The sequence below is a fragment of the Pseudidiomarina tainanensis genome, from assembly GCF_900115255.1.
GTDB classification, from domain to species: domain Bacteria; phylum Pseudomonadota; class Gammaproteobacteria; order Enterobacterales; family Alteromonadaceae; genus Pseudidiomarina; species Pseudidiomarina tainanensis.
Window position 1 is genome coordinate 1 of sequence record NZ_FOYU01000001.1, and the last position, 14,580, is coordinate 14,580.

General features: G+C 45.3%; 11 protein-coding genes and 1 rRNA gene. 5 read left to right on the forward strand and 7 right to left on the reverse strand.

Translation table 11 applies throughout. The features are described from left to right. Positions 1 to 140: 140 nt before the first annotated feature. The 4 genes from rrf to BM292_RS00020 all read left to right on the forward strand — a co-directional run bounded on the left by rrf (position 141) and on the right by BM292_RS00020 (position 3,153). A 5S ribosomal RNA gene (gene rrf / locus BM292_RS00005) occupies positions 141 to 255 on the forward strand. 177 nt (positions 256 to 432) lie between these two features. Next, the gene (gene murB / locus BM292_RS00010; RefSeq protein WP_092854069.1) at positions 433 to 1,434 is read left to right on the forward strand and encodes a UDP-N-acetylmuramate dehydrogenase; all 1,002 of its coding nucleotides are present in this window, start codon (positions 433 to 435) and stop codon (positions 1,432 to 1,434) included. Then, positions 1,431 to 2,420, forward strand: a complete 990-nt coding sequence (birA, locus tag BM292_RS00015) for a bifunctional biotin--[acetyl-CoA-carboxylase] ligase/biotin operon repressor BirA (RefSeq protein ID WP_092854071.1) — start codon at positions 1,431 to 1,433, stop codon at positions 2,418 to 2,420. The genes murB and birA overlap by 4 nt, the downstream gene beginning before the upstream one ends. Continuing rightward, on the forward strand, positions 2,410 to 3,153 hold the full coding sequence (locus BM292_RS00020; protein ID WP_092854073.1) for a type III pantothenate kinase: 744 nt from the start codon (positions 2,410 to 2,412) through the stop codon (positions 3,151 to 3,153). The genes birA and BM292_RS00020 overlap by 11 nt, the downstream gene beginning before the upstream one ends. 77 nt (positions 3,154 to 3,230) lie before the next feature. On the opposite strand, the gene nspC is transcribed toward BM292_RS00020, so the two are convergent. From nspC to BM292_RS00050, 6 genes are all read right to left on the reverse strand, one after another. Further along, entirely contained in the window at positions 3,231 to 4,367 is a 1,137-nt protein-coding gene (nspC, locus tag BM292_RS00025) for a carboxynorspermidine decarboxylase (RefSeq protein WP_092854075.1), read from the reverse strand. Between the two features lie 4 nt (positions 4,368 to 4,371). Beyond that, entirely contained in the window at positions 4,372 to 5,571 is a 1,200-nt protein-coding gene (locus BM292_RS00030) for a saccharopine dehydrogenase family protein (protein WP_092854077.1), read from the reverse strand. A gap of 95 nt (positions 5,572 to 5,666) precedes the next feature. Beyond that, positions 5,667 to 7,583: a GNAT family N-acetyltransferase gene (locus BM292_RS00035; protein WP_092854079.1), complete on the reverse strand. Its 1,917-nt coding sequence runs from the start codon at positions 7,581 to 7,583 to the stop codon at positions 5,667 to 5,669. A 3-nt stretch (positions 7,584 to 7,586) separates the two neighbouring features. Further along, positions 7,587 to 9,005 carry a sodium-dependent transporter gene (locus BM292_RS00040; protein ID WP_092854081.1) on the reverse strand — a complete coding sequence of 473 codons (1,419 nt, stop codon included), beginning with the start codon at positions 9,003 to 9,005 and terminating at the stop codon, positions 7,587 to 7,589. 130 nt (positions 9,006 to 9,135) lie between these two features. Next, positions 9,136 to 10,509 (reverse strand): aldehyde dehydrogenase family protein, encoded by a 1,374-nt coding sequence (locus tag BM292_RS00045; RefSeq protein ID WP_092854083.1) that lies wholly within the window; start codon positions 10,507 to 10,509, stop codon positions 9,136 to 9,138. Further along, positions 10,506 to 11,963 (reverse strand): NAD-dependent succinate-semialdehyde dehydrogenase, encoded by a 1,458-nt coding sequence (locus BM292_RS00050; RefSeq protein ID WP_245751783.1) that lies wholly within the window; start codon positions 11,961 to 11,963, stop codon positions 10,506 to 10,508. The genes BM292_RS00045 and BM292_RS00050 overlap by 4 nt, the downstream gene beginning before the upstream one ends. A 257-nt stretch (positions 11,964 to 12,220) precedes the next feature. Here BM292_RS00050 and BM292_RS00055 point away from each other — a divergent pair, with 257 nt between their 5' ends. After that, positions 12,221 to 14,035, forward strand: a complete 1,815-nt coding sequence (locus tag BM292_RS00055; protein ID WP_092854085.1) for a DEAD/DEAH box helicase — start codon at positions 12,221 to 12,223, stop codon at positions 14,033 to 14,035. A gap of 3 nt (positions 14,036 to 14,038) precedes the next feature. On the opposite strand, the gene BM292_RS00060 is transcribed toward BM292_RS00055, so the two are convergent. Next, positions 14,039 to 14,572 carry a lipocalin family protein gene (locus tag BM292_RS00060; protein ID WP_092854087.1) on the reverse strand — a complete coding sequence of 178 codons (534 nt, stop codon included), beginning with the start codon at positions 14,570 to 14,572 and terminating at the stop codon, positions 14,039 to 14,041. Positions 14,573 to 14,580: the final 8 nt, after the last annotated feature.

The following is a 14,580-nucleotide window of genomic DNA, read 5'->3' on the forward strand; positions in this document are numbered from 1 at the left end:
CCGTGAGGCTTAACCATACAACACCGAAGGTGTTTAGGGCTTAAGGCCAAGGCACAAGTTCGAGCTTTTACCAAAGAATGGCTCATGTAGAGTGGTTCATTACGCACAATCAGCGGGTTTATATTGTTTAACAGTTTTTGCCTGGCGGCCATAGCGAAGTGGAACCACCTGATCCATTCCGAACTCAGTAGTGAAACGCTTCAGCGCCGATGGTAGTGTGGGGCTTCCCCATGTGAGAGTAGGACACCGCCAGGCTTCAAATACGACGAGACCCCGAGCTAACGCTCGGGGTTTTTTCGTTTACGGACCCAACAGCGCAGCGCACGAACAACGCCTTTCGTCTCTGCCTTCCACTAATATCTAATATCCAATAGCTAATATCGCTCTAGCCTTTCTCTACCGTTCTCATGTAAATAGCCGTATAATCAGCCCATGAACGAAATTGAGACATTCTACGACTTATCCACGCTTCACACCTTTCGACTGCCCGCAAAGGCCGAAAATATCTTGTTTCTGACTCAGCAAGAGCAGCTAACAGAAATACCGGCAGATGCATATGTAATCGGAGGTGGTTCGAATACTATCTTTTTGAATGACTTCAAAAAGCCACTTGTTTGTGTGCGTATTACAGGAATCGAAATAGTAGAAGCTGATGATCATTGGAATGTAAAAGTTGGTGCCGGAGAGAACTGGCATGAACTGGTTTTATGTTTGAATGATAAAGGAATTAATGGTCTCGAAAACTTGGCTTTAATCCCCGGTACTGTTGGTGCTGCACCTGTGCAAAATATTGGTGCGTATGGTCGTGAGGTTGCTGAATTCATTACCAATGTGACTGCATGGGATAGGCGGCAACACAAAGTTGTAAACTTTAAACCGATAGACTGTAAATTTGGCTATAGAGATAGCATTTTTAAACAGAACCCAATGCGTTGGGTTATTTTAAAAGTTGAGTTTTCAATGCCGAAAGCCTGGCAACCCGAATTGTCATACGGTGAACTAAAAGCGCTCGATAGCCCAGTTTTACCTACGGATATTTTGAATAAAGTGATAGCGATTCGCTCTGCGAAGTTGCCTGATCCTGCAATTACGCCTAACGCAGGTAGCTTCTTTAAGAACCCAATTATTGCCCGTGCTCACTTCGCTGAACTCCTTCAACACTTTCCAACCATACCTCATTTTGATACGCCTAACGGTGACATAAAAATAGCCGCCGGCTGGTTAATCGATAACTTAAACTTGAAGGGGTTTGCAATTGGCGGTGCTGCAGTTCATACCAAGCAGGCTTTAGTACTGGTTAATTCGGGTAACGCCATCGGTAAAGATGTACTTGAGTTAGCGCGTCATATTCAAGCACTGGTTTTTAAAAATTACGGTATAAAGTTAGAAGCTGAGGTTCGGTTGTTAGACGAAAAAGGATTAGTTTCGTTATGAAGCCACAACGTGTAGAAAGAATCACCCAAATAATTGAGATACTTAGTGACGGTCAGTTTCATTCAGGTGAAAAGCTTGGAGCCCAACTCGACGTAAGCCGAACCGCTATTAGCCAATACATTAAAGATGTCCAAGCGCTTGGTATCGATGTTTTTCGTGTAACAGGTAAAGGTTATAAGTTTGCGAATGAGTTAAAGCTTTTACATTTGAATGTAATCTCTGACTTCCTAAATTCGAATCAAGAAAATGCGCAAGATATTCATTTGGAGCGTGTCGTTGGCTCGACTAACGACTTTATTAAACACGCGATTACTCATAACATAGACTCTGGTTATGCAGTATTTTCTGAAGCACAAACAGCTGGGCGTGGGCGTCGCGGCAAACGCTGGGTTTCGCCGTTTGGTAGCAACCTCTACATGAGCATGTATTGGCGCTTAGAGGATGGAATGGGCGCTGCCATGGGCTTGAGTCTAGCTCTGGGAACCGTAATTGCTGAATTGTTGTCAGAGCTGGGCGTTTATGACGTTGAAGTTAAATGGCCAAATGATGTGATTGTTAACGGAAAAAAGTTGGCAGGGATTCTTATCGAACTTGAAGGTCAAGCACTTGGCGTCGCTCATGTAATTATAGGCATCGGCGTAAACATTAAAATGCCAAGTTGGTTAGCAGATCAAATTGATCAACCTTGGACTGATTTGAGTACGTTATTGAATAATAATTTTGATAGAAATCATATCGCTGCGATGCTACTCGCAAAATGCCGGCAGGCCTTAAGAGTTTATGAACAAGAAGGGTTGAAGCCTTTTATCTCACGTTGGCAACGATTCGATAGGTTAGCAATGAAACCAGTTCGAATTATTATGGGAGATAAAGAGTTACATGGTATTGCCGAGGGCATAGACGAAAGCGGTGCGTTATTAGTTAAGCGTGATGGCAAGCTCGAGCGTTTTCACGCAGGAGAGGTAAGTTTACGTTATGGCGCATAAATTATTGATTGATGCGGGTAATACTAGAGTTAAAGCAGCTCTCATGGATTCTGAAGGACATTTAGAGCCCTGGTTAAATGTTAACTATGACGAACTGATTGAGCACAGAGTACCAGATAACATTGAAAGTGTTTGGATAGCTAGTGTCAGCAGCGAAGAGCGTAATAATAGGCTTCATCAGTGGCTTGAGGGTTTTGATAAAGCAATTATTCGTGTTACGACCGAAGCGCAAGCATTTGGTGTTACCAATTCGTACAGCGAGTTTAAAAACCTTGGTGTCGATAGGTGGCTTGCTATTGTTGGAGCTTTTAACGAGCAACCGAAAGCAACGGTGATTATTGATGCCGGCACTGCAATCACTGTCGACTGGGTTGATCAGGAAGGACAGCACTTAGGCGGTTGGATTGCTCCGGGCGTTCACCTAATGAAGCATTCAGTGATTAATCGCGCGCCAGGCGTTTTTGTCGGCCACGAAGGTGACGATCATTGGGGTAAGGCTCATCAACTAGGCCAAAGTACGCCAGATTGTCTATTAAATGGTTGCGTGAATACTTTTGTAGGCCTGGTGCGCCAAGCAATTGCAGTTTCTGAAACCGAACTCGATTGGTTTGATTATCGGATTCTATTTAGTGGTGGGTCAATTCCATTATTACCTAATGACTTGAAGCGTCGTGGCGAAGTGCGAAGCGAATTAGTTCTGCAAGGTTTAGCCTGCTACGCGCGGCAATCTTAATCGAACTTACTTAATAAAAAGCACAGCTTGAAGGCTGTGCTTTTTTGATACTGACTTTATAGCTCCCACAGAGCGACCTATGAAAGCCTTCCGCGGAAATCTTCATAGGTGAATTTTCGAATTAAATCGAATTCACCATTGCGGCGTAAGATACCAATACTCGGATGCTCAACACCATTAAAGAACGATGTTTTCACCATTGTATAGTGCATCATATCTTCAAAAATAAGTCGGTCACCTGGTTGTAATGGTTGTTCGAAACTATACAAACCAATCACATCGCCAGCCAAACATGAGTTACCGCCAAGTTTATAGGTGTGTGGTAAAACTCCTGGTTCTCTAGCGCCGGTGATATTCGGCCGATATGGCATTTCTAAAACGTCAGGCATATGGGCGGTCGCAGAGATATCGAGCAGGGCGATTTGTCCATCATTTTCAATAATATCAACTACTTCAGCGATTAATGGACCGGTTTGCCAAGCAACCGCAGACCCTGGTTCAAGAATGACCTGGATACTGTAAGTTTCTTGAATGCGCTTCAACTGTTTAATCAAATGCTCAACGTCATAACCTTTGCGGGTCATGAGGTGACCGCCACCAAGATTAAGCCATTTCATTTTATGCAAAAGATGACCGAACTTAGATTCTACAGCAGCTAATGTGCGCTCAAGAGCAAACGAGTCGCACTCACATAGATTGTGAACATGAAGACCATCGATTCCACTAAGGTCCGCATCCGCTAACTCTGCAGCTCGAATACCTAGGCGTGAACCAGGAGCGCTAGGATCATAAAGCTCGGTTTCCGCTTCTTGATGTTCTGGATTCACACGAAGCCCAGCTGAAACACCTGACGCTAGAGTTTGCTCGCGGAAGCGTTGCCATTGCGACAAACTGTTAAATGAGATGTGATGAACGATTGGTAAAAGTTCATCAATATCACTTTGTTTGTAAGCTGGGGCATATGCATGTACTTCACGACCGAACTCTTCCGCTGCTAAACGAGCTTCCCATACAGAGCTTGCAGTGCAGCCTTTTAAGTACTGCTTCACTAGCCCAAAGGTGCTCCACATTGAAAAACCTTTCAGTGCCAAAATAATATCAGCACCGCTTTCCTGTTGAACACGCTGCATCAACTGAAGGTTTCGCTCCAACGCCGCCTCATCACAGACGTAACAAGGCGACGGTATTTCTGATTTCAAAAATGGATTGGTCATGATTCTAACGCTTAAATGGCGATTCAGTTTCCATGACTTTCCATGGTAGGCCATATTTGTTGAGGCGCTCCATGAATTCGTCTGGATCAAACTGCTCCATGTTCCAAACGCCTGGTTTCATCCAATGACCTTGTAGCATCATCGATGCAGCGATCATTGCCGGAACACCTGTCGTGTAGGATACGGCTTGTGCGCCAACTTCAGCGTTACAAACGGCATGGTCACAGTTGTTATAGATAAAGATTGTTTTCTCTTTACCATCTTTGATACCGGTTACATAGGTACCGATACAAGTCATACCGGTGTAGCCTTCAGCAAGTGAACCTGGGTTAGGCAACACGGCTTTAAGAAACTCTAGTGGCACAATTTTCTGGCCTTGGAACTCAATTGGCTGAATAGACGTCATGCCAACATTTTCCAGTACACGCAGGTGAGTCAGATATTGTTCACCGAAAGTCATCCAGAAACGCGCGCGCTTCAACGTTGGGAAGTGCTTCACCAACGACTCGAGCTCTTCGTGGAAGAGTAAGTATGAAGCGCGAACACCAACGCCTGGATAATCTAAATCTTCGCGAACACTGATTGGATCAGTTTCGTGCCATTCACCGTTTTCCCAAAATTTACCGCGTTGAGTAATTTCTCGAATATTAATTTCAGGGTTAAAGTTCGTTGCAAATGCTTGGCCGTGATCACCACCGTTGCAGTCAACGATATCCAAATAATGAACCTCATCGAAATAATGCTTCGCTGCATAAGCAGTGAACACGTTAGTCACACCCGGGTCAAATCCAGCCCCAAGCAAGGCCATGATGCCTTTCTCTTTAAACTTGTCTTGGTATGCCCACTGCCACGAATATTCAAACTTAGCTTCGTCTTTTGGCTCATAGTTTGCAGTATCGAGATAGTGCACGCCGGTCTCAAGACACGCATCCATGATTGGTAAATCTTGATAGGGTAATGCAACGTTGATAACCAAACTCGGTTGAACTTTTCGGATGAGCTCAGCAACTTCACTGGCTTCATCAGCGTCAACTTTGTAGACACCGACGACGCGATCTTTACCGACTTCTTCTTGCAGCATTTCACATTTAGATAATGTGCGACTAGCTAAATGAATTTCCGAAAAATATTCTGGCAACATCGCACATTTTTTTACAACTACACCGGCGACACCGCCTGCACCAATAATTAATACTCGTGACATGTTTAAAATACCCTTTCGTTTTGGGTGAACACAAAGGCTAGAAGATAGCATATTTTTGTTAAGTAAGCATGCTTAGGTGACTATTTTAACAGTGTTTAGCGGGTGAGTTCGAGATATTCGCGGGCAATTTGACGCAACTGATTTTGCATTGTTTGTTGGCTACTGTATCCGTACTTTTGGGTAAGACGGGCTAAATCTTCAGTGACGTTAAGTATCTGTCCAGGTAGAGTGACGCCAGATGCTTTGATTGGATATTTTTTATCGCAAACATTCCAAGCAAACTGCGCTTCGGTGAATGGTAAGTGACCATATGCAAAGCCCACTAATACTGCTCGAGCAATTCGATACATATCAGAGCTGACATTGACGTCGACGTGATTGCGCCAGTCGAGTTCAGCATTACAGTAGTGATGAAGTTTGTCGATGAGTTCACGAACGTCATCATTTAATCCGTAAGCTAAGATCGCATTCGGATAGCCACTTGCCATATTGAGTTTACGGCCTAAACGAACAATTTTGTACGAACTTTGACGCCAAAACTCTAAAACTTCTGGGCTAGCGCCAAAACTCGAGCCGAGCGCATCAATTTGTGCACGTTGCGCTAATTTCTGCAACTCTTTGAGGAGTTCTAAACCGATGCCCTGGCGGCGGACTTTATCGTGCACTGCAACACGAGTGATACGCCACCATTGCCATCTTAAAACATCGGGTTGCTGTAGATAAAAAGCAATCGCCTGTGGAAGTATTTGTCCATTTAATCGGCGCTTCCCATCAACAATGGCTTGTTGCAATGTTGGCGGAAGCTGTCCTTCAACGCTGTACCAAATCACCCCAATAATATTGCTCTGCCGGCGTGCTAAAACGAGTCGTTGTTGTGGATCATCAAGTAGCAATCGCAAATCATTCGGGCTACTTTGATAATGAGCTTCCAATAACAGAGTAATGACTTCTTGTAGATCAGCTTCTGATAACTCACTCGAATGGATGTCTTGATAAGTTGTCGGCGTTTGCGAATGAGTTAAAACCGCGGTATCGATTTCTCTGTGGTGAGCTTGCATAAATAACGCTTGGTTTAACCAATGCTCAACCTCGTCGTGCGTTGACCAGCGCATCGGCTCCGTTAATTCATGTTGCTTACAGATACGTTGCTGTTGCAACCACTCAACAAAACGAATGGCAAAGCCACGGCCGCAACCTTCGTAACCATCAACAGTACTGGCGACTGCCCATACGGTGAAACGTTGCACCAATTGTTGCAGTACATGCATTGGGATTGCGGCTGCTTCATCAATGATTAGCCGAACGCTTTGCGGGTTATACTCACTAAGTAGTTTATCCCAAGGAACAAAGCGGACCGACTTAGCTGCATGTTCTAGAAGGGTTGTCACTGCTGATGGTCGGGGACCCGTCACAACTAACTCTCTACCGCGATAGTTTCGAATCCAAGCTTGGCAGGCGAGACCAAGGGTTGTACTTTTGCCGCGCCCGCGATCAGCCATGAGTATATGACAGGTACCGGGCAAGTCTATCATCGCTTCAATAATAGCCTTTTGCGTATTACTGGGAAAATTCTGAGGCTTAGCCTCTGGTAGCGTTGCTGTAGCAAGCTCTCGGGTCAGTTTTTTTAAGTCGGTATTTGGTTGAATGAGTTCAATTCGGGCAAAGTTTGTGCTCGTTGCCAATAGGCGGTTTTTAAATGCTGTTGTTTGCTGTGGTAGAAAAACAAATAGTATACCGCCACCATTTACGGTTCCCGCTAATGCTGCTAGGGCGTCGGCATGAATGGTTTCGGTAAACTCTAGTAACACGAAGTCATTCGAGGTGCCCAAGTAATCGCGATAACGATGCATTGCTATTGTGTTGCTGTTGCTTTCAGATAGATATAGAACATCTGGCAGTTGTCGCATAATGGCGCTTTTATGAAAAGCCTGCCAATCCTGAGGGCCATCAAACAAAAAGACTGCTCGAACACGAGCAGTCTTTAAGTGGTGCGCAATTCGAATTAAACCCATGAATTAAATGATCGAAATTGCGAAGAATTTAGTTAATACCGTATTAATAAATACTACCGCAAGTATCAATGGTATGAACGTTCCTATCGCAAAGCTTACGTATTTTTCTAACCATGATGTTGCGTATGCTTGATTGCCTTCGCTCAATTCGGCAGTTAATTGACTGCGTTTCCAACGGAAGCGAACAAACAGACAAATCAGTAATCCATTCAACGGTAATATCGTATCGTAAAATACATCATAGATGACATCAAAAACGGATTTGTCAGCACCCGCGTAGCTCGTAAATGCAGTAAACCACGGGACTAAACCGAATGATGTCGCCGCAATTAGTGTGAGTATGGTAATTGCGACTCCCATCACTAATAAGGCTTTTTTACGCGAGATATCGCGTTTTTCCATCAACGACGATGTTGGTACTTCAATAATCGATACTAACGATGTAATAGCTGCCACAAACGCTAATAAAAAGAAAATTGTTGCGGCAACGCTGGCAGCGAAGTAACCGACTGATTCAGATAATGCTAAGAAAATATTCGGGAAGAATGAAAAAATCATACTGACCGAGGAGTCACTCAATGAGTCTGGGTTCGTATCAGGGTAGATCGCGAAGATAGCTGGTAACGTCATCAAGCCTGCAATAAATGCAACGGCAGTATCAGTAATAGCAACAAGTTTGCCTGAAGTCACAATGTCATCGCTACGGCGGAAATAAGAACCGTAGGTAATCAAAATACCCATCCCTAGCGATAATGAGAAAAATGCCTGTGCTAAAGCTCCGTTAATTACCGAACCAGTAATTTGACTAAAATCTGGAACCAAGTAGAACTGAACTCCGGCCCATGCGTTGTCTAATGTCAGAACGAAAATGACTAACAATATGAGCATCAAAAACAATGTAGGCATCAGAATTTTTGAGGCGCGTTCTATCCCTTTACGCACACCACCAACTAATATGAAGTTAATGATGATCGTTACGCCCACTAGATACCAAATGAAATCATAGTCATTGACGAAGCGGCCAAAATAGCCTTCGCTGGCCAATGCATCCAAGTTACCTAGCAATGATTGAACGAGGTAACCAAAAATCCAAACGGTGATGACCATGTAAAAAACGGCAATCATAAATGGCGTAATGGTTGCCATTAAGCCTGCGAAACGCCAGCGCTTCATGCCTTGTCCGAGTTCAGCGTAAGCTTTGTAGGGGCTATGTTGTGCACGCCGACCAAGGCCCATTTCCGCCAGCATGACCGGCAAACAAATGAAAGCCACAAAAAAAGCGTAAATTAGTAAGAATGCGCCACCACCATTTTTGGTAGCCGCAACAGGAAAGCCAACAAGGTTACCAATACCTACTGCAGAACCGGCGGCAGCGAGAATAAAACCAATTTTTGAGCTGAAATGCTCACGAGATGCGCTCATAGAGAGAACCCTTGCTATTCGTTATTATAATGGTTTGCAAACCGCCCAATCCTAGCGCATGCGCTTACCGCGGGCAAGCAGACCAGACCAAACGCTAAAAAAATGCGGTTTGAGTCAGGTCCGCTCAGAATTACGAGAACCAACGCAGTAGTTTTTGCTTAAACGATGTGTAAGGTGGATAGCGAAATTTAGGATCCATCGTGAACGGTCTCGTCATCACTGACTTCATATGGCTGAATGTATCGAAACCAAATTTACCGTGATAACGCCCCATGCCACTTGAGCCAACACCTCCAAATGGTAGCTCGGGATTCAGCATAAACATTAATGTATCATTATTGCATTGATTACCCGCATGCGTATGCTCAGTGAGTTGTTTTAATTGTCGGCCTGATTTACTGAAACCGTATAATGCCAGAGGCTTGTCACGGTTTTGAATAAAGTCGATAGCCTCCGCTAAATTTTTAATTTTTAGCACGGGCAAAATCGGTCCGAAAATCTCGTCTTGCATGACCTTACTTTCCGGTTCAACATCGCATAACACGGTCGGCTGAATATAACGATCATCACCGTCAAACTCACCACCAAAGGCAAGTCGACCATCTTTTAAGTAGCCTACCAGTCTATCGAAATGCTGTCGGTTAACAATTCGGCCATAATCATCGGCATGCTGCGGATCCTCGCCAAAAAATTCATCGCAGCAATGTTTTAGGGCGGCAATAAATTCGTCATGCTTTGCTTCGTCTATCAATACGTAGTCGGGTGCAATACAGGTTTGGCCAGCGTTAATCCATTTACCCCAAGCGATACGTCGCGCGGCTACGGCAATATCTGCATCAGCAAGCACGACAGCTGGGCTTTTACCACCTAACTCTAACGTTACAGGAGTCAGATGTTCTGCGGCCGCACGCATTACAATACGGCCAACACGTCCGCCACCGGTATACATGATGTGATCAAATCTGTGACGTAGTAGTTCTGAGGCGACTTCGGCGCCGCCGGTAATAACCTGAAACGCCTCAGCGGCTAGATAGTCAGGTAAAAGGCGCTCAATGAGTTGCGCTGTTTTTGGCGATAGTTCTGAGGGCTTTACAATCGCACAGTTACCTGCAGCAATGGCGGCTACAAGAGGGCTTAACAATAACTGGATTGGATAGTTCCAAGCGCCAATGATGAGCACGACGCCCAGTGGTTCTGGGTGTAAATAACTTTTCCCTGGCCACGCTAATAATGGCTGGCGAACCCGCTGTGGTTTCATCCAGCCACTTAAGTGATGGAGCGTATGTTTAATGTCACTTTTCAGAAAGCCAAGTTCAGTCAGCCAGCCTTCGGCAGATGATTTTCCCAGATCGTGCTGTAGAGCCTCAAGAAACTCATTTTCATGCTCATCGAGCATAAGTTGAAGTTGCTGCAATTGTTGTTTACGCCAAGCGTGAGGCTTGGTTAAACCACTATGGTAAGTTGTTCGTAATTTTGCTAAACACTGTTCAGTGTGTTGATTCATGCAAAGCCACCCAAGGTGATATTTTTAGTTTCTTGATACTCCGCCAACCCATAGCGAGAGCCTTCGCGTCCGATACCGGATTCTTTAACTCCGCCAAAAGCATTATAGGCATGCGAAATTGCACCAGCATTTATTCCCAACATTCCACACTCCAGTTGTTCACTAACGCGTTGAATTCGGGTGTAGTCTTGTGCACAAAAATAGCCGGCTAAGCCAAAGGGGGTATCGTTTGCGCGGGATACACCTTGTGCTTCGTCGGTAAAGGTTTGTACCGCGACAACAGGTCCAAATATTTCTTCTTGTGCAATACGCATGGATGGTTTTACACCAGTGATAAGGGTTGGTGCAAAGAATAATTCGCCAAGCGCATCTAAAACGTTACCGCCAGCGAGAATCGTGGCGCCTTGTTGCTCAGCATCATCAAGTAGCTCTTTTACCTTAGTTATCGCATCGCCATTAATTAGTGGACCATAATCGACTTCTTCGGCGTCTCCAGCAGCGACTTTAAGTTTCCCAAGCGCTTGCTTAAGTTTATCGATAAATGCATCGTGTACCGATTCTTGCACTAACACGCGATTAGCACTGATGCAGGTCTGTCCCGCATTGCGGAATTTGCAGGCTATTAACTCACGCACCGCCAAATCAATATCGGCATCATCAAACACTATAAATGGTGCGTTGCCACCTAGTTCCAAGGATACCTTTTTCATAGTTTGTGAGCATTGTTCCATTAAGGCCTTGCCAACTGAGGTAGAGCCGGTAAACGTGAACTTTTTAACTTGAGGGTGTTGAGTAAATACCTCTCCCACGTCTTTTGCTTGAGTTGACGGAACAAAATTAATAACGCCATCAGGGATACCGACTTCGCTGGCGAGCTGGGCTAGTGCTAATGCCGAAAGTGGTGTTAATTGCGGTGGTTTAATCACGATGGTGCAGCCCGCAGCAAGCGCTGGAGCTACTTTTCGAGTGATCATCGCATTAGGGAAGTTCCACGGTGTAATGGCGGCACATACGCCAACGGGTTGTTTAATTATCCAACTGCGTTTGTCCTGAGAAGCAACTGGAAGAATGTCACCATAACAGCGCTCAGCCTCACCAGCGAACCAATCGACAAAGCTTGCACCATATTCGATTTCACCAATCGCCTCAGCTATTGGTTTGCCTTGCTCTGCGCTCATTAATTCACCAAGCGCCTGCTTGTTGTCCAACATGCTTTGGTACCAGCGTCGTAGTAGATCCGCTCGCTGTTTCGGAGTCTTTTCACGCCAATGACCAAGCGCCTTATGTGCAGCTTCTACGGCGCGCTCTGCCATTGCAGCGTCGCCATCCGCAACCTCAGCAAGCGTTTCACCTGTGGCTGGGTTGGTTACCGCGAAGCGTTTGTCCGTTGGTATCCAATGACCATCAATAAACGCATTAGTTTGAATGAGTGAACGCATGGTATGTGTCGACATGACTACTCCCAATTTTATGAATGTATAAGTCAGTATTAGGGTTATACGGCAGAACTTCAATGCTAGTTTAACTTGTGTTTATTTAACAATTGGCGTATAGTTCGCCGCCTCAGGGTCATTACCGCTATTGATGGGAGCGGACTTACCCCTGAATTTGTTGGGGTAAACAGCGCCTAATTTCCTGCCAGAGTGTTCATCGTGTTCTGTAGCTGGGCGTATATCCCCTTATATGCAATACAGAAACATGTGAGAAAAATATGTCTGAAGTAATGACTGGCCAATCGTTTGCCGATTTGGCCCTGCCTGCTGTTGTGCTTAAACAGCTTGAGAAAATGAATTTCACCCAACCAACTCCTATTCAGTTGCAAGCCATTCCAGCCCTTATTGAAGGCAAAAATGTACTTGGCGAAGCGCAAACCGGTACCGGTAAAACTGCTGCCTTTGGTTTACCAGGTTTAGCAGCAATTGATACCAAAGAACGCGCTACTCAGATGCTAGTTGTTGCGCCGACGCGTGAACTTGCTATTCAAGTAGCGGAAGCAGTTGCTGAGTTCGGCCAACAAATGCGAGGCCTCGAAGTCGCAACTGTGTATGGTGGTGCAGCATTTGGTCCGCAAATTAAAGCGCTTCGTGGCGGTGCTCATGTTGTTGTAGGAACACCAGGACGTTTACTAGATTTATTAAACAAAGGTGTGTTGAATTTAAGCGCACTGCGTTTAGCTGTTCTTGATGAAGCTGATGAAATGCTCAATATGGGTTTCATCGAAGATATCGAAACCATTATGGGTGCGGTACCAAACACCGCGCAACGCGCATTGTTTTCAGCAACTATGCCACCTGCAATTCGTAAACTTGCGAAGACATTCCTTGTTACCGAAGCGGGTGAGCAGCCATTAAATATTCAAATCGCGGCAATTGAAAAAGCCAAAGCGACCATTCGCCAGCGCGCATGGTTAGTGCGTGGCTTGAGTAAAATGCAGGCATTGACGCGACTGTTGGAAACCTTGGACTATCAACGTGTTTTGATTTTCGTTCGGACGCGCTCAGATACCATGGACGTGACTGAGCAGTTGCAAGCATCAGGTTTTAAAGCATCACCGTTAAGTGGAGATTTAAACCAAGCACAGCGTGAGCAAACAGTCGCGCAATTGCGTAGCGGTCGTATTGAGATTTTGGTAGCAACTGACGTTGTAGCGCGCGGCCTTGATGTGCCGGAAATTACTCACGTTGTGAACTACGATTTACCAGGCGATAGCGAATCTTACGTTCACCGTATTGGTCGTACTGGTCGTGCTGGACGCAGTGGTGAAGCAATTTTGTTCTATCGTAACAAAGAAAAACACTTGCTTCGCACCTATGAGCGCTTGACCAACGGTACTATCGAGTATTTTGAAGTTCCGAACGCGAAAGAATTGAGCACCCATCGCCAACAGAAGTTGCAAGAGCAAATCGTCGCAACAGTTGCGGGCGGTCAATTTAATGAATTGAACGATATTATTGCAAAAATGCAGGCTGATACTGGTTTGTCGGCAGAGCAAATTGCCGCAGCCTTGTTAGCTCAACAAAATTCACAGCGTCCGTTGATTGTTGCGGATGACCCAGCGCCGCGCAAATTTGAAGAGCGCGCAGATCGTCGCGGTAAACGCGATGCTCGTGATGGTCGTGAGGGTCGTGAAAAACGTAGCCCACGAGATCGTCGTGATGCGAATGTCGAATTCGATACTTACCGTATCCAAGTCGGTCGCGAGCATGGCGCGCGTCCGCAAGATATTGTGGGTGCGATTGCGAACGAAGCAGATATCGACAGCCGTTTTATCGGTCAAATTCAATTGTTTGATGGCCATAGCTTGGTTGAATTGCCAAAAGGTATGCCGACAGCTGTCGTCCGTGTACTGCAACGTGCACGTGTACGTCAGCAACAAATGGGTCTTGAATTAGCGCCGGGTGAGCAAATTACTCGTCGTCCACGTCCACCTGCTGGTGAGCGTCCACCGTTTAAAGGCGCGCAGCGTCGCGGTGATAAAGGTGGTCGCGGTAATGCTGGGGAACGCCGCGGCCGTCGCGCTCAGTAATCGTTATTGATATCCAGCCTGATGATTCACACGAATCATTAGGCTGGTGTCATATCCCCAATTTTCAGCTTTTTGTAGCAATTCCTCGAGCATGGCTTCAGGTATTTCTGGTGTGCGCGCAAGCACCCAAAAATAGTCATGACTATCACTCGTAATGACAGCTAAGGTATATTTACCAGCGCTATTCGATTGCAATTCACTAATATAGTAACCGCCATAAAACGGCCAAAAGAAGGTCACTTTATACATTGCAGTTCCAACCGGCTTCGCATGGCCGATAGCCGTTTCCCATTCACCAAGCTCAACGTTATAACCGCGATTGGTAACTTCAAGCGTGCCGTCGCTATTTAATCGATATTCAGCTGTAACCCGCTCCAAATCCTCTTCAAAGCTATGTGGCAGACGAACAATTTCATACCATTTGCCAAGATAGTTGTCTGCGTCAAATTGCTCGATAACTGGTGCTACCGGCGCTGGTTTACTCGTACAACCAAATAAAAAAATACTGGTAAACAACACGGCTATGAACTTATTCATTTCAATTT

Bases quoted from the DNA above. Each gene is read 5' to 3' on its own strand.
- murB (WP_092854069.1), top strand. From the start codon at position 433: ATGAACGAAATTGAGACATTCTACGACTTATCCACGCTTCACACCTTT.
- BM292_RS00040 (WP_092854081.1), bottom strand. From the start codon at position 9,005: ATGAGCGCATCTCGTGAGCATTTCAGCTCAAAAATTGGTTTTATTCTC.
- BM292_RS00035 (WP_092854079.1), bottom strand. From the start codon at position 7,583: ATGGGTTTAATTCGAATTGCGCACCACTTAAAGACTGCTCGTGTTCGA.
- BM292_RS00055 (WP_092854085.1), top strand. From the start codon at position 12,221: ATGTCTGAAGTAATGACTGGCCAATCGTTTGCCGATTTGGCCCTGCCT.
- nspC (WP_092854075.1), bottom strand. From the start codon at position 4,367: ATGACCAATCCATTTTTGAAATCAGAAATACCGTCGCCTTGTTACGTC.
- birA (WP_092854071.1), top strand. From the start codon at position 1,431: ATGAAGCCACAACGTGTAGAAAGAATCACCCAAATAATTGAGATACTT.
- BM292_RS00060 (WP_092854087.1), bottom strand. From the start codon at position 14,572: ATGAATAAGTTCATAGCCGTGTTGTTTACCAGTATTTTTTTATTTGGT.
- BM292_RS00020 (WP_092854073.1), top strand. From the start codon at position 2,410: ATGGCGCATAAATTATTGATTGATGCGGGTAATACTAGAGTTAAAGCA.
- BM292_RS00050 (WP_245751783.1), bottom strand. From the start codon at position 11,963: ATGTCGACACATACCATGCGTTCACTCATTCAAACTAATGCGTTTATT.
- BM292_RS00045 (WP_092854083.1), bottom strand. From the start codon at position 10,509: ATGAATCAACACACTGAACAGTGTTTAGCAAAATTACGAACAACTTAC.
- BM292_RS00030 (WP_092854077.1), bottom strand. From the start codon at position 5,571: ATGTCACGAGTATTAATTATTGGTGCAGGCGGTGTCGCCGGTGTAGTT.